We start from the raw sequence: 21,927 nt of genomic DNA, 5'->3' as shown, positions 1-21,927 counted from the left end.
CTCTGCTGAGTCATCAGCTTGGAACGAGGAGGCCTACCAGGCGCAGTGGGAACAGACGTCATTTTGAATCGCTCATCGTAGGGCGACCCCGCTCACGATGACGACACGAGAGGGATGTAGCGTAGGCGTCAGGAGCGGGCTCAGCCAAGACAGCGTCACAGGTCCACAGTGGAATCATGATCCTAATTCCCCTGACCTGCTCCTACCCCGATGTACGGTTGGGGCAGGAGCTTGTGACAATCTTTCTTAAGTTGTGACACCCTTTGTTGTTTTGTGACAACCTTTATTGTTTGAAAACAAATCGTGGATTTAGAGAATTAAAACTGTCGCGGACGCATCACAGTTTTCGCAGCCTGCAGCCTCGTTAAGAGAAATCGCAAAACTGTCGCGACCACCTAAAATGCCGATCCGGACGGATGCGTTAGAGAATTAAAACTGTCTCAGCCAGAAACGACGCGGCTTTCAAGCACGCTCAAGAAGACCGGCGGCTGGTCGGCCGCCGGTCGTAGAGTCATCGACGAGGGATGAAGTAGGCAACGTTACCGATGGTCATCAACCAGACGTGGGTTGAACTATCAATCGGGGTGTCACCTGGGAATAGCAACATGGTGAACATGGGCCGATTCTCCGGCCAGGGGCGAGGGTCAAAGCCGGGATTGACTTATGACTATCCTGACTACGTATTTACAGGTGTTGATTCCATGTTGACGAATCCAGACGAAAAATCGCCCCCGGCTTAGCCGGGGCTTGCGCATGCACTCAGGTTTTGGATTGCGGGAGATTGTCTTCCTTATGGCCGCATTGGAAGCAGCAGCAAAACTGTGGCTACCTGCAGAGGTTGCTTTTGCAGGTAGCCAGCGACCAACGCTCAACCCCTCAGGCACTGGGTTACGCTTTCGGGTGACAAATGTAATTACCGCTTCGCAGGAAGGTTTCATGCTTGTTCGGCGAGTAGACGCTCAAGGTGCCTTGCTGGTTGGCAGCGATGTGTTTCCAGGTGCCTTCTTCGAGAATCAGCTCAGCAAAGGTTTCCCCTGATTGGCTTACATAGAGCGTTTCTCGGCCCCACCTCGTCGAGAAGATGCTCATATCCCGCAAATGCGCGCAGTCACTGATGCGAATGTCCTTGGACTGAAGCTTCCACTCGTAGCCATTTTTGTCGGACGTCATGACGCAGTCCGAGTAGAAGCACATAAACTTCTGGCCAACACGCGTGATGAGCGGAACATCGTAATGGTCGTCCTCACTGGCCCAAGTGCAGTTTCTCCAGCCCTTCCCGGCAACGTAGTAGCTGACGAAAGAAGCTGCATTGTTCTTCTTCTTCGACGTGGTATAGAACCAGTCGTACTTGCAGAACGCTAGCAGGGTATTCCCACCTGGTAATGGCTGGAGGCTCTCCACCACGACACCGTCCGAGAAGCTCGGCGTGTCCTCCCAGCGTTGCCACTGATTGTCGAGGTTCGCCGTGTAGAAGACGGCTATCTTGTCGAAGTTGTTGGTCTTGGTTGAATCGAAGATCAGGCCTTTTTCAACGTAGGCGTACTCTTTGCGCTCCTTGAAGCGCCATAGCCAGAGACCGTTGAAGTAAACAATTTCATCGGTGCGGGTAAATTCGTAGCCCGGCACATCAGGGAAATGACTCTGTTTCCAGTTCTGCGCATCCCGGGAGTAATAGAAGCCATCGCTGTAGCCCGCAACAGCGATCCACATGCCGCCCACATAATCCAGTTTGCTGATGTAAGGCGAGTCTTCGCCGGCGCTGAGGCGCACAGTGTGCCAATGCTCACGGTCGAGGCTGCGATAAACCCGGTTGGCGTTATCGACGATTAGCCAGGTGGCGCCATCGGTCTTGATAGACTGAATCTTCTCAGGGTCGCAGGGCGGGTGTTCTACTTGGCTCCATTCGATGCTGAACAGATGATCACAGCCGTCCTTGTCGAGGGTGACCGACTGTTTGGCCAGTTTTTCTTGCTGTTTTTGTGCGAGCCATTCGGCGTGCTGTTTTGCTTTGCTTTCGACCACTGACTCGTCGAATCGCCCCTCCATAAAGAGCCCAAGCTGTTTGGCAACATCCTCACAGGCTTCGGAGAAAGACGTAAGCGTGTTGCCCAATTGCTGGTCGAAGTGATTGAACTGATCGTACCAGTCTTCGTTGGTTGCGGAGTTGTCCAACTCGAAATCGGCGTAGCCGCACTCGTCCTTGAACGTAATCGAGGCCAAGCCCCAGCGAGACAGCACACGATTTCCCTGGTTCAACGTACTCGATTGTGCAGAGATGAACTCACTGATTTTCTTGCGCATCTCGTTCAGTGTAGAGAGGCAAGAGCTGCGACCAATGGTATAGGCCGTGCCGCCCACTTTTGTGCTGACCTTGCTCAGGAACGAGTCATCCCAACCGTCCATGAAGTACGAATATTCCGACGCTTTCCTGGTCGCCTTGCTGAGCTCGAGCGAAAGATGAACGGCGTCGTAGCTGATGCTGTTCAACTGCTTTTTCATCTCGGAAAACGCTGTGTCGAAGCGCAACTCACGATAGCGCACGATATTCTTCCAGCCGTGCGTCTGTGCCTGCAGCTTCTCGGCGGCAGCGAGTACATTCTGCTCATCCTGCTCGGTGAGCATCGCCAGCATGCGGGGGAATTGCTCTTTGAACTGGGTGGGCTTGAGCGCGTTCAGGATCCGCAGTACCTGAGGGCCTTCGATCGCTTTCTGGCAAAGCGTCAATAAGTAGAACGCATCGATAAGCCAGGTATAAGTGTTGTCATCCCCCTTGAGCAAATTTTGCAGGACCGGCGAGTAGTCCTGCACTTTGCGAGGATTGTCCGCCAGGGCTGCAATCTCAACCGGCACTTGCGGGCACCCGGCTTTGTGCGCCAGCAACTCGAGAAACTCTCGGCCCTGTCTGTTCAAGGACTGCGAGTTCTCGACGCAGAGCGCAAACAGCAACAGGTAGCTGTGTCGGGCTTCATGATCGGCCTTGGTGTCGAAGAAGGTGTGAGCGCGGATATCCGGTAAGGACGACACCAGTGCAACCGCTTCCCCGTGAGCGTCTTCGACGGAGTCCTCGGGCAAGGCCTTCAGACCGTGCTGATCCTTGTAGATATCCAGGGTCAACAGACTGCCGCCGATGATTTCCTCGATCAAGTCACGCATCTTGTATTGGGTATAAAGACCGGAAAACGCCTTACCGAAGAATCTGGAAATGATACGCTCGCGTTTTTCGTCGCTGTCACACACCTCACCGTCCGAGACCATGTCGATGATGCGATCGTACTCGTCGGAAAGGTAATACAGTGAGTTGAATGCCAGTCCCGAAATGTTCTTCTGAATGAAGTAGGAATCGGCCGTGTGGCCCTCGAACGAAAGCTCAATGATAGCGCGATAGCGCTCGATGCTGGTGGCTTCGATCTGGTCGATCAGGTCGATGATGAAGCTCAATAGTTCAACTTCTTCATCGCAGTCAACGTCCAGCTTTTCCAGGGTGACGATCAGGTGGTTGATGTCCTGTGTGGTCAGCATTACACCGGGGTGACTGCGCATGAAATCATAGGCGAGGTTCAGCACCAGCAACGCCTTGGGCATTGATTTGAAGCGACGCTTGTTCGCTTCAATGTTCAACGACCATTGGTGAAAGCTGGTGTTGTTCTCAACCCGGATCAACCGCCGGTTGATCTTGTCGACCGCCTGAAACAGGAATTCGCGGGTTTCGATGATATATTCGTTCATTGTGCCCAGATTGTTGCGGATTACCGCGATGCTCTGGGCATTGATTAGATTCTGCTGCTGCAGTTGCTTGAGGTAGTGCCAAGCGAACTTCTGCATGTGCAGTGCATCAAGCTGATTCAGCAATTGGTTCTGACGATTCTTGCCGCTAAATGCACCCGCAAAGCGCTTGAAGAATCCGCTGTCGGCTTGTTGTTTCAAGCGCTCCTCGCTGCACGTGATCAGCCGTGATGCATCCACAGCCAGCTGCTGGGTCAGTGCGGCATTGTTCCGGTGCTGAGCGACGAGCGCTTCTACCGCTTCTTGCTCTGAAGCATCCAGCCGCTGATTGAAGATTTCCTTGGGTGCTGCTTCGACCGTTTCGTTCATTGAAATGTGCCTTAAAGACTATCAATCAGGTTTTTCAGCTGCGTGCTTTGGGCTGCCATAGTCTTCACCTGGCCGGCAAAGTGGCGCTCGGCTAGATACAGCCCTTTGTGGAATTCGGCATAGAACGATTGCGACATCTGTAGGTATTCCAGCGATTCGTGCATGATCATCGCGTTGCTCGTCACGTGTTCGGTGGCTTCCAGTGTCAGACGGAAGCTTTTCTCAATGTGGTTATCGACCGCGATGCTCATGGCCATCGTGGTGATCAAGCCGCCGATGATGCCGCCGACCAACGCACCGATCGGCCCACCAAGGGCACCGACCGCAGCGCCCACCGAACTGCCGACCACAGCGGCGCCGGTTTGCAGCAAGTTGTGGCCGGTTCGGGTTTCGAGTTCTTCGCCAGTGATCTTGCCCGCCGCGAACAGCACCACGTTCTGCACCACATCCACTGCGCAGACCGCCGCCGCCGCTACGCCGTTGTTGGCAAACGCGCGCTTGAAGGCCGTGCCTGCGAACAACGTCGGCAGGTTGCGGGCTGTGATGCTGACCGTCGCCGTGGCGATACCCGCTTTCAGGGCGCTGTCACCCGCGGCGATTGCAGTGTTCTGCAAAATCTGAATAGTGGCTTGTTCTACGGTGATCTCGCCGTCACGCACGCGTTTAATCGACTGGAACGTATTGATGCTGCCCGCGATGACGGTAGTAATCACCGCTGCCGAGCCTGCTGCGCGCAAGCTTTGCTGTACGGTGGCTTTGTTCAGGTAACCGTTCTGCATATTTTCATGCAGCTCTTTACCGGTTTTGCTGCCACTGCCCACCTGTTCGGCTTCCCGCTTGCTCAGCGGCGTCGATTGGACGCCCTCTACGTCAAGATTGGCCGTGGTCTTGTCACGTACTTTTTCAGCAGCATTAGCCACTTCCGGACGCGTGTGTTGGTTGCGCTGCATATCACGTTTGGCAGCGTCCTTGATCTGCTCGATCTGGTCCGCCGGGCCGATGAGCGCATCGCTGTCCTGATACCGATGAACGCCATCTTTGGTAGACCTGAAAGCCTTTTGAGTGGCATCGCCATTCTTGAAGTACTTCAGTTGGGCACCGAGCAATTGCTCATCACCCTTCATCACGACGATGTCGTGAGTCGTATGGTTTTTGGCAAGCGGGGTGTTGCTGAAGTTATCGGTAAAGGCCCGGACGTCCTTGTCTTTGAGGATGGCGTCCAGGTTGAACGATTCGGCATGCCAGGTCTCGGCCGCGAAACCGCCCTTGATCGCGCTGTTTTGCGCGGTTCCGGCAATCTTGTCGATAATGGCGTTCGCGTGATTGATCTCGTTCAGCATGTGACCAATCTTCTCCGATGCCTGTGCAGGCCAGATCGGGCAGAGGCTGACCGAATTGCTCAATGCCCTTGTACGTTCGTTGCCCATGGAGCTTCCTTGGCCTCATCAAAATGTGGGGGTTGATCGTGCCGCTGGTGGTCATCAAATGCCGGTTGAACCGACATCGGCATAAAGGGTGCGCAGGTTATTCAGCTTCTGGTGAATTTCATCGACCCAGACCTGAGGCGCATGGACCCTGATGTTGTCGTTGAGCCCGAAGATCCACCACAAGGTATCCCGGTCCAGTGCCACTTGGGCGTGCAAGCGTTTCCAGGTGTGGTCGGGGAGATCGCTGAGACGCTGCACATTACTCAGAGGTGTCTCGCTGAGCAAAGCGGCAATCTGCGGGTGAACATCGGCTATGAGCTCGACTTGGGCATCGGCTTGTCGATGGTTGAAAATCCCGGTATCGATGTAAGCGTCGACGTCGAATGTGGCGTGCAGTTCTGCAGCTTCATCCAATACCCGCACGTCGCGGATGCGATGCAGAGCGAACTGACGAAGGTCGTCGTAGCCGTCCACCGATGCGACCAAGTAGCTGATGGCATGTCGTGACACAAGCCCAGCGGGGTGCAGTCGGAACTGCTTGAGTTCGCTTTTGCTGCGGCTCTGGTACGCCACTTCCAGTTTTCGGCGCTCCAGCAAGCCGGTTGAAACCTCGCTCCAGACTTGGGGAGTAATGCTGGCAGGCATCAAGGTTTTGCCGTTGGGTACCGTACGGACTCGCTTCGCCCAATCCGCTAGACCGTTGTTACCCAGATCGCCCAGAAAGTTTCGGGCGCGCCTGAACTGGGGGCCGAGTTGGTCCAGCACAGTTTGCGGGAGCAATGTGGTCAAATGCCGTTCGGAGAGATAGAGCGCCAACGCTGTCGGGGTGTCCATGTCTTCCAGCCTCAGCGGCGCGTCGCGGGTGAAACTCCAGCGGAAGGGAATTTCACTCTCGTCGCACTGCAGAGAGAAGGGAATGGACAACCGGTTCAGGTCTCGCTGAACAGAACGCAACGTCACTGCAAAGCCCTTGTCCCGGAGCTTTTCCAGCAGCGTTGGTGTGGCGATACGCTGCGGCTCGGTGGGGATCAAACGCAACAACGCGAACAGCCGGAGCAGCGTGTCCTTCGCTTGTGACATGGCAACTATCCTGTAGGCCGGAATCAACGAGTGGTCACCATTCTGGCGCCAAATTAACATTGATATTACGAAACTTGATGGCTCTGTGCCATCCCTGGTGTTGGCCCTGCCACTAAAGCTTCGGCAGGGCCTTCGCCTGGTCAACTGGGTGCGCGACGGTTATGGGCATCGCGTTTCAGATCGCTGTATTCGCGATAGAACGCGTAGCCTTTTTGCAGAACGACACATAGTCCGATCACTGCAAGCAGGTTTTTCATGAGTGGCTCCTTTATTTGCAGCCATTGTCTTCAATGGCGCGACAATATGTGTCGCGCCCTCTCTCGTCTTCGAGTGCGAGAAACTCTTCAAGGCGCGCCTTGAACACCTCTTTTTGAGTTGCCTCGCGGCATCCGAGCGACAGCGCTTGGCAGGTCGGACAGTGCGTGGGAGGCGGAACGGTTGGCCGTGAGTCACACCCAGGCAAAATGGTCGCTTTCCACGAACACTCAGGACAAACAAGGGTGAAAGGGCGCGATATGAGCATGATGACTTCCGGCAATCTTCGGTGCTGCAAGATTGCTTTGCGGGGGCGACAGGCCATGTCGCCGGTAATCCGAGCTCTTTAGAAGGGAAGTAGGTGGCGCAGAGTGCAATCAAAGGGAGGAGAATCAAAGGGGCCGGTTGTGACTTGGCCTAATGATTTTTGAGACCTTCTTAGGGCGCTGTGAATCACTGAATCGCCCCTAGTTTCCTAGACACTCTCCAAGCTCAGGAAATAGCGTTTCTCATATTCTATTGGAGACGGCTGCATAGCACTGCTGTGTCGGCGTTTAGCCGTATACACCGCCGCTTTCTAGCCAAACGTGTTTGATCAAGCCAAGCAGACGTTGGTCTTCTTTTGCTAGGGTAGATTGAGACTCGGCCAGCCAGGCGTAGTAGCCGCTGGGGTGCACCTTGAGGGTTTGGCAAACTCTAGTTGCGACTTGGCGGTGGATGCCGCGAAAGCACGCATCGTCACAACTATCACCATCCATCAAGGGCAACTGTTTCAGCATAAAACACCTTAACTCTAGGGGCGGGCACTACATCACCGGCCAAGCCTTCCACAATGGCCACCCGCCCCAGCCGCCAGTCGCTTCATCTACCACGAGGATTCACCGATTGTAGTTGCCATGGCATGATTCTAAGTTGCCAGTACCAAACTGAGCGGATGGCACGACTATTGGGGCGCACCTCGTATGCCCTTGTATCTCATAGCCTGGTAGTGCCCACGAGAAGGTGAAGATGGTTTCAGTCATGGATGTAGCAAAACCGCACTTGGGCATCTGGACCCAGCATTTTCTGTCTGATCGCAGTCTCCAGGCACCTGATGGCAGACCGCTGTACGCCTATCGCACCTCAGACCAAGAGTACGCAGCTCTCTCCGAGCTGCTAAAAAATTACGAGCGCAGTCCCCGTGGATTAGATAGCACCACGTTTACCATGGCATGGCTGCTCTACGCTGCCGAGTGGTGGAAACGCTCCTACGAGGGAGGCGTCTGGGCCTGGAATCCGTTATTCGCAAACCTGTCGCTGCCATTCCCTGGGTACGCAGCCTGCCAGCAATATGTAACCACCGGCAGAAAAGCGTGGTGCCTTTCGGCTGAGCTAGGGCGTGGTAAGCGTTATTTAGGCTTGGTTGCGATTCAGGGCGGCCTGCCGTTGCGGTTGATCGAGTCGTCCCAGGGCAACCTGGTTCGCTTGTTAAAGGCAGTTCTCCGTCAAACCATCACTTGTCGCCTTACCGACGAAGTTGTACGGGCGGAGATCCAGCACCATTGTGAGCTTCTTCCATCAAGCTATCGCCAGCCGACGATTTACCGTCTGCTAGCGGAAGTGGTTCAAGCAGTCCAAGGCTTGCACCACAGTTATTGTTTACATGAGGCTCAAAACCCGGTTGAGGTTCTCGATTCACGCTACCCGCAATGGATGGACCACTTTCCGCTTCGTCTCGATGACGACTCGGCCCGAAGCCTACTCACTGGGCTGATCGAGGCAGCAGTTGACGCAAGCCGGAGTGGATCTCGTATCCCTGTACAGATGCGGCGCTCCCTACGATTTGGAGCCGAGGGCCGTTGCCGCCTGGATGCTGCAATCGATATCGTGCCTCGAACCACGCCCCAGGCATTTGCTGATTTGTTCAATTGCTCGTCAACAGATCTGCTGCCGCCATCGTTTGAACTCACTGTTGAGGTTGGCGGCCGGGAGTTCCACCTCGCTGACGGTGTTTGCCGCGATGGTGCCGTAAGGCTTGTTGCCCGCCCGCTGCTCACTTCACTGGCCAACTCAACTGTTTCTGCTCGCCTCAGGCTGATTCGTCTGGGTAAGACCCTGTTTGACACCCCGCTGCCAGGCAGTGACACGCTTGAACCCGACATGCCATGGGTCTTCAAAGATGCAGCACCAAGCGCTCCGCTGGTGGCCATGGGAAGCTGTAGCACGCGTGACGCTAGCGTACTTTTATGTCTCCCAACGCGAGCTACGGTCTTCAACGAAGACTCAGACTTTGATGAATTGTCATCCCCGGTGCCAGAGCGCCACCTTTACCGAGTCCACTCAGGGGTTACGCGTGCATCACTTGCAGATGGCGTTTACCGCATCCGATGCGCCCAGGAGCGCGACGATGATGGGATGCTTTGTTGGAGTGGGCACCTCATAGCGGAACGATCCGAGCCGGTACCAACGTACAGAGGTATGCCGTCGCTACGCCGCGTAGCTTCAAGTGGGACAGGCCCTTCCATTGCACAAGGCGAGTTTTTGTGGAAGACGAGCGGTAACCCATCCGTCGTTTCATTTCGCTCACCTCCTGTGGGGATGGGGACCCTTCTATGGAAGTATGCCGACACGATACAGACTCGGCTGAAAGTGGTTTGCCTTCCCGCCGATGCTTCGGTCGAGGTAAGTGGGGATAGCGATAGCCAGGGTGGTGTTCTGTGGCTCCGATCTTGGCCAGCTCTGGGCGTGGGTTGTGAAAGTGATTCCTGCAATCTGGTAGCTGAGCAAGAAGGACGCGATTGGAAGCTCAATTTACGGGCACATGATCACTCCGTGCCAGCGGAAGTGACTCTCACCCTCGCCTGGCCGGGCAATCAAACGCAGCATCTGATAGTTCCCTTTCCAGCGACTGGAGCAGTCTTTCTTGATCCTGAAGGTCGACGGATGCAGCCTCATCAGCGGATTGATGTTAACGACCTACTTGGTAGCCGCCTTCGGCTACTACCCGGGAAGCATCGTCGACACTGGCATGTGTGCCTTTTTCTTCGAGATGGCGCGAAAGGCCGTCCGCTTCTGACTCGGACTTTAAAGTACGGTGCGTCCGAGGAAATCAGGCTTTTTGACTACATTCGGCCGATCCAGGAAATGCTCGCATGCACTGAGGCGCTCGATGCGACAGTGACCATTGAATGCCAGGAGCTCAATACATCGGTGGCCTCCATTCAAGTGGGGCGTTACACAGCGAAGCTTCAGCGCGATCTCGAAACGGGTGCGGTTTGCTTTCCACACGCCGAGCGGATACCGGAGGGCGGGATTGAAGCGCTTGGCATTTTTACAGTCCCCATCTCACATCCAGACGTCGCTCCTGAACGGCTCAAACAAGCTCGCTCGGAAGACTCGTACTTGAGCCGCTGGTGGTTTAATCCGGGCAGCCGTGAGCCGGGGCCATGGCTGATTTTCCCTGATAACAATTCTAGATCGGCGTTTCGCCCCTTCATTTGGGCTATTAGTCAGCCTTACGGCCAGCCCCAACCAAAGCTTTCAGGGCTTAGATTGGCATTGTCACTGGCAACAACCGAGGAGCGCTATGCCGCACTCTCGGCGGCGGCCGATCACCTAGTTGCCCACCCCGAAGACGACGATTGGTTCCTACTCGAGGCAATCGTTGAAAACCTGGGGCATCTGCCCCTGTCCGGATTGGACGTTTGGCGCGTCTTCTCTACGAAACCACGGGCTATGATCATGGCGTTGCTTCACTGCGAGGGCTTCGCCGGAAAACTCGCGGGGAGGGTCTCCGAGGAGCTTCCCTACGAATGGCTGCTGGGCTCCCCGGCCGATTGGGTCGCTTGCGTGCGTACACTTCAGTCATTCTGGCTTGCCGAAGGAAGAACCAAGGGAGTTGCACGTACCCTCTTGGAGTGCAGATCCTCGATGGAGATCGCACAGCCAGGGCTTCTGCTGGCAATTGATCTTGCACGCCATCTGGTGGTGGTTGCAGATGATCGGTCAGCTAAAACGCTGATCACTTCGCCTAAATCATTGCTGGTCCAGCAGCAACACATTCTCAACGAGCCTAAAGGCAGCTCATTCCATACGCTGCTCCGCCGTGATGATGACGAGTGGCCCAGTTTGCTTAAGCATGAAATCGCCGCTTTTCTAAATACATCTGCCGTTCGGGAATTTTTTGACCCCTTCACACTGGACCGCCGAGACTATAAGTGGTCAGTCATCGGCTTCCCTATTTGGCTTGGCTTTGAGGTTGCCCAAGATCGGTCATACCAATGGCTGGCCAACACGGAGCGCCTTCACGCCCTTCGCCTCTACCGTGACTTTGATCGCGAATGGTTCGACACCGCGTATCGTCTCGGCCAAATTCTGGCTTTCAGTACTGATAGCGCAGTGCTTAATTAATTGGAAGGAACCACATGACCTACTTCGAATCCCTGATTGGTGAACTGCGTAATCGCAGTGCCCGCGCCATTCAAAGCCTGCTGGCGCTAAAGCACCCAGCCCTTCGTGACCACCTCACCCAGCAGCTGATGGGAGAACCAGGGCAGAAAGGCGCGATCCTCGCCGACCCGGTGTTTGAGCCCACATTCAGTTGGCGAAAAAGCGAAGAGTCGCTCGGTACTCTAGAGGGCAGCCTGCTCCACCCAGGTCTCGTTCGCAACATGGTTACGCCGCTGAGTTCGACGAATGTAGACCCGTTCCCTCGTGATCGAAAGGTCTACAGCCACCAACTCGAAGCTTGGCAGATCCTCGGGGGCGAGAAACCAAAGTCGCTCGTTGTCACAAGCGGCACCGGGTCGGGCAAAACCGAATGTTTTATGGTACCCGTACTGGATAGCCTGGCCCGGGACGCGGCGCGCAACGGCACGCTACAGGGCGTCCAAGCGTTGATGATTTATCCCCTCAACGCCCTCATCAGCAGCCAGCAAAATCGGCTTGATGCATGGACCGACGGGTTTGATGGAAAGGTTCGTTACTGCCTGTATACCGGGGCATTGAATACAACGGTTAAGAAAGGTTCGTCGCAGACATCTCGAGGGCATGTTCCTGACCGCAAGAGTTTGCGAGAAAGTGCTCCGCCCTTGCTGGTCACCAACGCAACCATGCTCGAGTACATGTTGGTGCGCAAAGACGACGCTCCGATTCTGGAGCAGTCGGCCGGCAAACTTCGCTGGATCATCCTGGACGAGGCACACACGTACGTTGGTTCCCAAGCTGCGGAAATGGCGCTGCTGTTACGCCGAGTGATGTACGCGTTCAAGGTCGAGCCGAAAGATGTGCGCTTCGTTGCTACCTCGGCAACCTTTGGTAGCGACCAAAAGACAATCGACTCACTCAAATTGTTTCTCGCTCATATGGCGGGTGTCGACATCAGCCAAATCGAGGTTGTGCAAGGCCATCGCGAGGTTCCCATCCTGCCCCTTGCTTCCAGTGAGCAAGATCTGAGCTTCAATGACATTGCCGCGATTGACGCTGGCCAAGTTGCTAGTCCCAAGCGCTACGAAGCACTGGCTAACCACCCATTGGCACGTGCCCTTCGGTCCGCGTTCATCACCGAGTCCGGTACGCAAGTGAATAAGTTGAGCTCATTGAGCACGACATTCTCGGGGACGGTGCCGTCTGAAAGCCTTCTTGCCTGGCTTAGCGTATTGTCGGGCACCCAAATGCCAGACGGTATTGATGATCCTTTCTTCCTACCTCTTCGCCTTCATTTGTTCCACGATGTGCTGCAGGGACTGAAAGTCTGCGTTGATAGAGCATGCCCAGCTAAGGCGAACACTCCCTTGGCTGACCCTGAGTGGCCATATGGAATGGTGCACACCAGTGACCGCACAGAGTGCTCTTGCGGCGCGCCGGTGGTTAGCCTAGTGAGTTGCACTTCATGCAATGAGGCGTTTCTGCTAGGGCGACAGACAAAGAACGGGAACGTTTCAAGTGTGTCCCGCGATGCTGTCGACGAATTTGCTCTGGATCTTGATCGAGAAACGGACGACGAGGAAGAAGACCAAGTACCGATTCCCAGTGGCGGTGGCCAGCGCTGGCTCATCGTCAACCGGAAGGCGCAGCTCGACACGGAAGATCGATGGCTGGACAGAGAAGAGCACCGTCTCTGCGATCATCAGCCAGAAGGCGACGCAGCCCTTCTCGAAATTCTGGTGCTCGCCGGCTCAGATCAATGCCCGTGCTGCAAAGATGAAGCGCCCCAGAACGTCCTGTTTCGAAGCGCTGTCATCGGTACCCCCCTTCTACTCAGTACTGTGATACCCGCACTGCTCGAGTTCTGTCCCGCCGACAAAAACGGTGCGTTCACTAAGCCCTTCAGCGGGCGGAAAATGATTTCATTCACCGATAGTCGTCAAGGTACCGCACGTATCGCAGCCAAGCTGCAACAGGACTCCGAGCGGCTACGAGTAAGAAGTTTGATCTATCACCATTTGCTCAACGAGGATACGGGTGGCCAACTCCCGCCTGACGAGGAAGCTGAGTTGGCGGAATTGATTGCCGACGAGGAGAGAGACCTCTTAAGTGTTCGAGACAAACGACAGTTGCAAAAGCTGCGGGATATTAAAGCCAAGCTGCAGTCAGGCGCTGTGCTTTCCTGGGATCAGCTGTGCCGGATGCTCGCTATGTCCCAAGACGTTGGCGGAGGGATATTGACCTACTACACCAAGTTGGCTGACGAGTTATTTGCTGCCGATGTGGGTGCGACTGATTTGGCAGGCATCTTTCTGGCCAGGGAGTTCATGCGTCGACCCAAGGCGCGAAACAACCTTGAGTCGATGGGTTTGGTAGAAATTGTGTACCCACAACTGGGCGCGGTCACCGCTCCGACTGGCTGGCCGGGAACTGATACCGATTGGCGTGCATACCTTAAGGTGCTGCTGGACTTCTTCGTCCGGGAAAATACCTATGTCCGCATTCTTCCCGAATGGCAACGTTTCATCGGGACGCGCTTCATGGCCAAGTCTCTCCTTTCGCCCCAGACCGAAGCGTTGGATGCGGGCTCGAAGCGGCTGTATCGCATCTGGCCAAGCGTCAAAGTCGGACGCAAGCGTCAATCTCGCCCGATTAATCTGCTCTGCGACGCTTTCGGGCTCTCTCCCGATACCAGCGCGGATAAGTTGGATTACTTCCTTCAGGAGGCATGGAAAGCTCTCACGGACACCACGAAGCTGCTCACCGGCGAGGCGCGAGGTGTTCAACTTGATCTCAACAAGCTCCACTTCCGGCTCAGCAGTACAGTGTGGCAATGTCCTGTCACCCGCAAATTCCTGGACACGGTTTTCGCGAACCTCAGCCCGTATGGTGCGGCCGGCTCACAAAACTCTGCAGTGCCTCTGCCTCAGTTTCAAATTCCGAAGTATCCGCACTCTAACGCTGGAGCAAAGACCGATGTTGAGCGCATCGCCGAAGCACGGGAGTGGCTGGTCACTGACTCCACAGTGAAAGCATTGCTAGACGAAGGCCTATGGTCAGATCTCCATGACCGAATCATAGAGAGCGCACCCTATTTCCGTGCAGCAGAGCACTCCGCGCAGCAGAAAGACCTGACACTTCGGGACTACGAAAAACAGTTCAGCGAAGGTCAGATCAACTTACTTAGCTGCTCAACCACCATGGAAATGGGCATCGACATAAGTGGGATCTCTGCCGTCGCAAACAACAACGTGCCCCCCCAACCTGCTAACTATCTCCAGCGTGCGGGGCGGGCAGGCCGTCGTGGTGAAGGTCGTGCCATCGCGCTCACCGTATGCCGCCGCACTCCTCACGACCAGCATATATTTGCCAAACCTGATTGGCCGTTCGTGACGGATATGGTCGTTCCAAAGGTGTCCCTGCGCAGCCCCGATCTAATCACCCGTCACCTGAACGCATTCCTGTTGGCTTACTGGCTCAAGGAGGTGCTGGGTTACGAAGAGCTACGCAGTATGACTGTCGGCTCATTTTTCACCTGTAACGATCAAGAGTCAGGGCATAGCGCCTCGCTGGCCGAAAGGTTCAGCTACTGGTGCCGGCATGACGCGCCAACTCTAGAACCGGTATCTCGCCAGTTGAAAGCCCTCGTGGACAGTACGGTGCTTGCCCTGACTACGCCTGAGGTGCTTAGCCGCCGGACAGCAGATGGTATGGCCAATATCACTGAGTCATGGCTGAAAGAATATGAGTACGCTATGCAGGAGAAGGCGTACTTTGAGGGGGAAAATGAGGCGAAAAGTGCCGCCTTGCGTGCCCTGATGGCTCAGCTGGATTTGTTGACGGGCGCCTACCTGTTGAAAGAGCTCGCCACACGGCGATTCCTGCCAGGCTATGGTTTCCCCACGGATATCGTAACGTTCAACCCTATCTACAAGGCACCGAGAGCGAAGGGCAAAGGGGTAAGCCAGCGAGAGGATAAATGGGGTCAAAGCCGGGACCTTCCTTCACGGGATCGGATCACAGGATTGCGGGAGTATGCCCCCGGCGCCGAGATAGTGCTGGACGGACTGGTGTATCGCTCTCAGGGTTTAACCTTGAACTGGAAGCTGCCTGCTACCCAGGACGATGTAAAGGAGGCTCAGATGTTCAAATGGGCCTGGCGCTGCAACGCCTGTGGAGCAACCGGAAGCACGTTCATGCTTGAGCCGAGCAATTGTGAATGTTGCGGCAGCGACCTCAAAAAAAGCGAAGTTTGGCGATATCTCGTACCCAATGGCTTTGCCGTAGTATTCGGTGATCTGCCCCACACAGATGTTGACCATCCTACGTATGTCCCAATTCAGCCTGCCCGACTGAGCGTCAATGAGCCTTGGGTGCCTCTGGCAAACCCGGCAAACGGGTTTTTCCGCGCGAGCGATAAAGCCCACATGTTCCACCATACGGCCGGAGCATTTGATACTGGCTTCGCCTTGTGCCTCGAGTGTGGCCTAGCGGAGCCGATGCTCTCGACTCCCGATCCTGACGTGCCCGAGGGCGAGTCGACCTTGCCTGGAATTTTCCGCTCGGCCTCGAGGGCGCATCGGAGGCTCCGCGGAGGAAAGTATGACGATAAGCCCGAGCCATGCCCGGGGCACACTAACAGGTGGAAAATTCAGCCAAATGTCAGACTTGGCCATGACGGCGAGACAGACGCAATCGAATTGCTTTTGCGCAATCCTACGACCGGCGCATGGCTGAGGGACAAGGTAGCGGCCTTCACCATTTCAGTCGCCCTGCGCGAGGCAATTGCCAAAGCCACAGGAGTTCTCCCTGAAGAGCTCGGGTTCAGCACCCGCCAAGTGGAATGGGAGGGGCAAGCTGTGCAGCTCGTACAAGTCTTTGATCAGCGCAGCGGTGGGTATGCGACCCAGGCAGCCTTGGAAATCAATACATCCGAGATTTGGCACGACGTAGAGAAAACCCTAAATTGTCCGCATTGCCAAAGCGCATGTGAGAATTGCCTGGTTGGGTTTGATACTCGCTTTGATGCCGACAAACTTGACCGACTCAGGGCACTGGAATGGATAAACGCTGCGTGGCGCAATGGCCTCTCGCTTCCTGATGATGAAAAAGCCTTTGGGCCAGGCAGCGTCGCGGAGACCACAAGTCTGCTTGAAGCAGTTGCAATGCACCTCGCGAAGCACGGCTCAGGTACGGTCAATCTTTACTTGCAGGGTACTCCGGAGCAATGGGACTTGGCGCTGGCGTCTACCTTGCTCGACCGGGTAGCCTCCTGGTGCGCCGGCAAACTGTCAGTACGCCTCATTGCAACCGCGGGGACGTTAGAGCTGCTCGGTGAAGGCAATCGTTACCGCCTGGCCGCCCTTGTTGACAGCGGCGCGTCTTATGGTGAAGTCCCAAGGTCCTATATGATGAGTGGAAACACTCATTTCAGCTTGGTATCCCTTGAGCTACCAGACTCAATGGTTGCCTGGGCGAGTAAGGCTGAATCCCTAGGCATTCCAGTAGACTCGTGGGCTCGAAACGTCGATGGCTACCTGATCGTCCGAGGTAACCCAGATCACTCAGCAACTAAACCACACAACTTTGCGGCAACAGAAATTCGGCCTGTGTCCGGCGATGCTGAAGTCGACATCGCACCAACAGATCTGGACGGCAAGCTGATTGGGTTTGGCAAGCAATTCTGGTCGCTGCTCACTGACCGCTCACCGGCCCTGCGTGCGGCCTTCTCACAACAGGACGTACTGGAATGCATCGAATACTCCGATCGGTACATCCGCAACCCATTTACCGTGGCACTGTTCGTTGAGGTTGTCGATGCGCTGCGCCATGCTGTCACTGAGGCTACTTCAAGCCCGCGGGTAATTGTTAAAGGCCAGCAGTATCAGTCCACGTTCCTAGCACCCACACTTCTATGGCACGACTGGCCCAGCCATGAGCAGCGCGATGAAGCGATGCAGGCAGCGTTGGAGTACGTGGGTTTTTCCTCTGAGGTGCGAAGCGATCTGGCCATCGACCACGGGCGTATGTTGCGCTTAACATTTAATTCTGGCCGCCAAATTAGAGTCCGCCTCGATATGGGCTTCTCCTACTGGCGAATGGATCGGCAACAAGGCCAACGATATCGAAATGTTTTTGGATTCTCAGAGGAGACGGTAAGGCAGGGGGAAGCATTGAACCGACTAGACGCCAACGTTACGGTGACAGAGAGCTGGAACACCCAGGTGTTTGTCAGGGTGTGACATTGCGCGAGGGATTCCTTAAGCAGTAACTTTCGCGGCAGGTGTCCAGAATCTGGGCGCTTGCCTCAGACATCTCACGCTTTGAAGTCTGGCACAAATCATTATTAAGCAGCTTGTGCTGTTTAAATACATTCGAAGTTTGTCGACAAATGGATTTTTAGTTCAATGACGGTATATCACTCGCGTATTCAACACGGAGTCGGTCAAGGCTCCTTTCATTCTGCCTCTGTTTTTTTCAATTCTCCGACTGAAGGTTCGCGTTTCGACTACGTCTACGACTGCGGTGCTCTGAAGAGCGGGCGAAAAACAGTCGAGCTTGAGCACAACCTAAAACGCATCTGGGTAGATTTTCGGTCTGGAAGTGCAAAGCCCGTGATTGATCTTATGATCTTGTCCCATTTCGATTGGGACCATATGAACGGAGCCAGCGAACTCATAGATCAATTCGAAGTGGATAGAATCGTCTTACCGTACCTCGGGCCTGTAGAGTTGGCTGTTATTCTTGCCAGTCAAGCAGCGTCCATCGACGATCACACCGTTACCGATCTGCACAGCATCGCGGTAGGTGGGAACAGTCTCTGGGGCACTCCCATTACGATGGTAGAAAAAGGGTCGCGCCAAGAGCGCCCGGACATTCCTGAACGCCCCTTCAAACCTGAATTTCTCGAGCCGAACAGCCGCACTTCCGAAAATGCCCCTTCTGGGCGTGCAACCATTCGTGTTGAGGGCCCTGGCGGGACAATGGAGCGTGTGATCCCAGATGACAAGGACCTACTCGCAGGCAACACCGCCACATCTCACAGCCTTGACTGGAAGATTAGATTTTGGAATAGAGGTCTCAACGTCAAACTCGGAGACCTGATTCAAAGTGAACTCGCCCGCATCGGGTTTCCGGTAGCAGCATTGAATGACAAGGTAAGAGGTGCCAAGGACATCGTTGACTGGCTGAATGTGAAGCCGCGAAGGGGCCGTTCCAAGAAAGGGCATGGTGGAAGGAAATCCGCAGCGCCAAGCTCTAATCGAGACCTAGCAGTTTCGGCCTACAGAAGCGCTTTGGACAAATTCAGTCCAGGTTGGCTAAAGGAGGCTGAGGGAAAGCGCCTTAGTAACTTCCTGTCGCTTGGGATGTACTCAGGCCCAAACTTTGAGACTGACGACGAGAAAATCCGATACTACCGGTTACACGAACGTCCCTCTTATGAGAACTGGGACTGGTACTACGAAGATGACATAGCTCTGCCCGGCTGGATAGGTACTGGTGACGCTCCATTAGGTGAAGCATCGGTCTGGGACGACTTCGAACTGCATTTCAAACACGAGCTTCCACGAACCCAGACGGTTGTTGTCCCACATCATGGAGCAGCTCCTAGGAACGGCCCCCGATTCTACAATCCTAAGCTGAACCATCAGTCGGACCTGTACGCCGTAATCTCCCACGGAAAACTCAACCCGTATGGACATCCGCACCCGTCAGTGCTTTCTCAAATAAAAGGAGCAGGCGGGAAGCTAGTGGTTGTAACTGAAGAAACAAGACGCGGTTTTCAAGAGGAGTATCGTTTCTTCAAGTAGCAAGCTAATAGCTGTCGTTCGATGAAGCTCCGCCTGAGTTGTATACCACCGAAGTGAGAGAAAGGCAGGTCCAGTTGAAGTCGAGGGGCGAGCGCGAGGAGTCTTGAGGCATACGCGAGACGCCTACGCCTCGCTCGGCCGCGTTATCTGAAGAATAGGAGATCATCATGAAATATCATGGCGGCGGCAAATACTGAGTGCAACACCTGACCAACCCGACTAGCAGCAGTCAAGAAAATAGCTGACAGAGCGGTTTCCGCGGTGGGTGTTCACCCTTAAAAGCCCATCCCGAACTACTTGAGGGCGATTTTTCTGATCGACACTAGGATCGCTTTGCAGCAAGTGGTCGGTGCCGTGTGGGAGCAACAGGATGTCGCCAACGTTGAGCTCAATGAGGCTGGTGTCAGGCAAACGTAAGTGGCATCGGCCTGCAAGGACGATATGGTAGCGCGCAGTCCCAAGCTCATCCGGCTGATGGTCGATCGCCCAACGTCCGCGAAATGGCAACGCAGATCCATGCTGCCGCGCACGTCGGCAAGCGTGATGAGTTTGTCTAACGTCGTCATGGTCATCTCTTCAGAAGGCTATCCGGGCGCCAATTTAAATCAACCCAAGAGAAAGCGCAGTCGCAAGAGGCGATGATTTGAGACGATTGGCAAAAAGGCGGAGCGTATCCGGCAAAAGCACGAAACGGCATTTTCTTAGGATGGACTCATCTTGAAACCACAAGGGATCACCATGAGTCCCTATCAACTGCTGGTCACTGTAAGCCGCCTGGATAAGCTTGGAATCCATCTCGTACGCTTCGGCGTGGCCATTGTTTTCCTGTGGATTGGCGCATTGAAATTCGTGCCCTACGAAGCGGACAGCATCACTCCATTTGTAGCAAACAGCCCGTTCTTTTCGTTCCTATACGCACACCCAGAGGCTTATCGAGAACACTTCACCCACGAAGGCCAGCTCGATCTGGCACAGCGTGCTTGGCAAGTGGCAAACCACACCTATGCCTTCTCCAATGGACTGGGCATTGTTGAGATCAGCATAGGGCTGTTGGTACTGGCTTACCTCATCTCACCGAAGTTGGGTCTCGCGGCAGCTGTGCTCGCTTTCCTTACGCCAGTCGTGACACTTTCATTCCTCATTACAACACCTGAAGCCTGGGTGGCGAATCTCGGAGATGCTGAATTTGGCTTTCCATACCTTTCTGGAGCTGGGCGCTTGGTCTTGAAGGATGTACTGATGTTGGCAGGAAGCGTGTTAATGATTGCTGACTCTGCTAAGCAGATAGTGAACAGCACCAGCCTAGTCAATCCGAAGAATGAGAGAGTGAGCGGTTAGGTAGCCCCAACAGCGTAATTCTCAGAACCCCGCCCCCGAGCCAGAGCCGCGCGCGGTCGAAGACAAAGGGTATCAATGAGTCGATCGCAGTCAGTGGTAACCGCCTGGTTTCGACCCAAGCCGTGTGAAAACGCAGTAAACACATCGAATAAAGCGTTTGTAATGCTACATGGGCCGCGTCAACGGCCCATATAGCTGATTGCGGGTGACTAAGCGGCGGGGTTTATGTCCTGATCGCCTCAGGTAGCCCTGCGACGCAGAAGATAATCATCATTCGTTCAGGTTATAGGCAAGGACATCAGGCTTTCTCGGGTTTTAGCCTCGGCAGGTTTGGCCTGGAACGAAGGTGAATCTCGCGTGTTAGAAGCTTTTGGGCGGGTCGTCGGAAATAACCGGAAACCTGAAGCCTCGCTGTTTTACCTTCGAGTTCGATAGGCTGATCGTTTGGTAGCTATCCTGGTCAAGGCATTTTTCAGGCAGGGATAATAGTTCGGGGTATGCCTTGATCCGGCCTTCAATTTCATCAGCGATGCGCAGATAGCACTCGGTATAGCTGTCCGCGATCACATGAATTACTTCCACGTTGAGTGATTTCATGAGTGAGGTAACAGCCGTATCTTCGCTGGGGGTTAGCCCTGCTTGGTAATAGAAAACCCTGCCTGTCTGGTTGGTACGTCTGCGCTTGTGGAGCAGCAACCACCAAAGATCAATCTCAGCGAAATCCATGCCTAACCCAACGATATGCAGGTGGTCCCTGAGGAAATGGTCAACCCATGAGTAAATACTTCGATTGCGCTCGAACTCAATAACGCCATTTTTGACCGCGGATGAGAGCCGATAGTCAAGCGCCTTGATCTTCACGCCTTCAGTTACGTAATTGCGGATTTTCTGCAGGCTACCTGCGTACTGGTCATACCCCAACACCATGGAACTGGGTCTAGCTGAGTCACCATGAACATGCCAGACGTCCTTGGTGCCTGCCTGATAGCGGCGGAATAGGCTGTAACGGGATTCTGGATAAAGGAAGGCCGGGTTGTAGAGCGGCCCTGCGAAGGTCTCCTCGATCGTAAAGTCGTAATTGGTGGTGAGGATGACCTTGAATGGGTCACAGATCCGTTGATGCGCCTCACTGGGTTTGATTTGCTCAAGCAGCTTAGCGAAGGCCACTTTGACCGCGTGTTCAGTATGTCGGAAGACACCCGTCGATCGAGCACAGAGCTCTTCGATGAACATCGAAAGAGGCTTGGACCCTAGGTGGTGGATTAACTCGTCCGCCTCAAATTGGGCGGCAAGCTCGCGTAGGAGCTGCGTCCAATCCTTCTGGAGTGCAGCCCGGTTGACGCCATTCCCTAGCAGCAGGCTATGCATGGAGTACTCGCTCTTGGTGATTTAGGGACAGTCTGAAAAAGACTTTCTGATTTTGGCAAAATAGCCGAACGCCACCCACCGAGTTTTCTGATGAAGCAGATGACCTTCGCCGATGCCGAGTACGCCGGCAAGCGCAAGCAGACCCGCAAAGA

The 21,927-nt window shown here is 54.8% G+C and carries 9 protein-coding genes and 1 pseudogene; 4 read left to right on the top strand and 6 right to left on the bottom strand.

Annotation, left to right across the window (positions count from 1 at the left end; translation table 11 throughout):
- Positions 1 to 888: 888 nt before the first annotated feature.
- From CQW31_RS16920 to CQW31_RS16900, 4 genes and pseudogenes are all read right to left on the bottom strand, one after another.
- Complete coding sequence (locus tag CQW31_RS16920; protein WP_099814976.1) at positions 889 to 4,092, bottom strand: hypothetical protein; 3,204 nt, start codon at positions 4,090 to 4,092, stop codon at positions 889 to 891.
- 11 nt (positions 4,093 to 4,103) lie between these two features.
- The gene (locus tag CQW31_RS16915) at positions 4,104 to 5,519 is read right to left on the bottom strand and encodes a hypothetical protein (RefSeq protein ID WP_099814975.1); all 1,416 of its coding nucleotides are present in this window, start codon (positions 5,517 to 5,519) and stop codon (positions 4,104 to 4,106) included.
- Positions 5,520 to 5,573: 54 nt separating this feature from the next.
- On the bottom strand, positions 5,574 to 6,599 hold the full coding sequence (locus CQW31_RS16910; protein ID WP_099814974.1) for a YafY family protein: 1,026 nt from the start codon (positions 6,597 to 6,599) through the stop codon (positions 5,574 to 5,576).
- An 812-nt stretch (positions 6,600 to 7,411) separates the two neighbouring features.
- Positions 7,412 to 7,552: pseudogene (locus tag CQW31_RS16900) on the bottom strand (IS3 family transposase); the annotation flags it as partial.
- 322 nt (positions 7,553 to 7,874) lie between these two features.
- On the opposite strand from CQW31_RS16900, the gene CQW31_RS30925 reads away from it, so the two are divergent.
- The 3 genes from CQW31_RS30925 (at position 7,875) to CQW31_RS16885 (ending at position 19,069) form a co-directional block, all read left to right on the top strand.
- Positions 7,875 to 11,243, top strand: a complete 3,369-nt coding sequence (locus CQW31_RS30925; protein WP_143524228.1) for an STY4851/ECs_5259 family protein — start codon at positions 7,875 to 7,877, stop codon at positions 11,241 to 11,243.
- A 14-nt stretch (positions 11,244 to 11,257) separates the two neighbouring features.
- Complete coding sequence (locus CQW31_RS16890; protein WP_099814971.1) at positions 11,258 to 17,500, top strand: DEAD/DEAH box helicase; 6,243 nt, start codon at positions 11,258 to 11,260, stop codon at positions 17,498 to 17,500.
- A 165-nt stretch (positions 17,501 to 17,665) separates the two neighbouring features.
- Positions 17,666 to 19,069, top strand: coding sequence for a hypothetical protein (locus CQW31_RS16885; RefSeq protein ID WP_143524227.1), 1,404 nt, complete (start codon positions 17,666 to 17,668; stop codon positions 19,067 to 19,069).
- 219 nt (positions 19,070 to 19,288) lie between these two features.
- Here the strand turns inward: CQW31_RS16885 and CQW31_RS32175 are convergent, their stop codons facing one another.
- The gene (locus tag CQW31_RS32175; RefSeq protein WP_099814969.1) at positions 19,289 to 19,576 is read right to left on the bottom strand and encodes a cupin domain-containing protein; all 288 of its coding nucleotides are present in this window, start codon (positions 19,574 to 19,576) and stop codon (positions 19,289 to 19,291) included.
- A 231-nt stretch (positions 19,577 to 19,807) separates the two neighbouring features.
- Between CQW31_RS32175 and rclC the strand changes: the two genes are divergently transcribed.
- Positions 19,808 to 20,407, top strand: coding sequence for a reactive chlorine resistance membrane protein RclC (gene rclC, locus CQW31_RS16875; RefSeq protein ID WP_099814968.1), 600 nt, complete (start codon positions 19,808 to 19,810; stop codon positions 20,405 to 20,407).
- Between the two features lie 360 nt (positions 20,408 to 20,767).
- Here the strand turns inward: rclC and CQW31_RS16870 are convergent, their stop codons facing one another.
- Positions 20,768 to 21,775 carry an SIR2 family protein gene (locus CQW31_RS16870; protein ID WP_099814967.1) on the bottom strand — a complete coding sequence of 336 codons (1,008 nt, stop codon included), beginning with the start codon at positions 21,773 to 21,775 and terminating at the stop codon, positions 20,768 to 20,770.
- Positions 21,776 to 21,927: the final 152 nt, after the last annotated feature.

The organism is Pseudomonas sp. 382 (assembly GCF_002759075.1).
Classification (GTDB): domain Bacteria; phylum Pseudomonadota; class Gammaproteobacteria; order Pseudomonadales; family Pseudomonadaceae; genus Aquipseudomonas; species Aquipseudomonas vlassakiae.
This window is presented reverse-complemented; position numbering and strand designations above follow the sequence as displayed.

Bases quoted from the DNA above. Each gene is read 5' to 3' on its own strand.
- CQW31_RS16920 (WP_099814976.1), bottom strand. From the start codon at position 4,092: ATGAACGAAACGGTCGAAGCAGCACCCAAGGAAATCTTCAATCAGCGG.
- rclC (WP_099814968.1), top strand. From the start codon at position 19,808: ATGAGTCCCTATCAACTGCTGGTCACTGTAAGCCGCCTGGATAAGCTT.
- CQW31_RS16890 (WP_099814971.1), top strand. From the start codon at position 11,258: ATGACCTACTTCGAATCCCTGATTGGTGAACTGCGTAATCGCAGTGCC.
- CQW31_RS30925 (WP_143524228.1), top strand. From the start codon at position 7,875: ATGGATGTAGCAAAACCGCACTTGGGCATCTGGACCCAGCATTTTCTG.
- CQW31_RS16915 (WP_099814975.1), bottom strand. From the start codon at position 5,519: ATGGGCAACGAACGTACAAGGGCATTGAGCAATTCGGTCAGCCTCTGC.
- CQW31_RS16885 (WP_143524227.1), top strand. From the start codon at position 17,666: ATGACGGTATATCACTCGCGTATTCAACACGGAGTCGGTCAAGGCTCC.
- CQW31_RS16870 (WP_099814967.1), bottom strand. From the start codon at position 21,775: ATGCATAGCCTGCTGCTAGGGAATGGCGTCAACCGGGCTGCACTCCAG.
- CQW31_RS16910 (WP_099814974.1), bottom strand. From the start codon at position 6,599: ATGTCACAAGCGAAGGACACGCTGCTCCGGCTGTTCGCGTTGTTGCGT.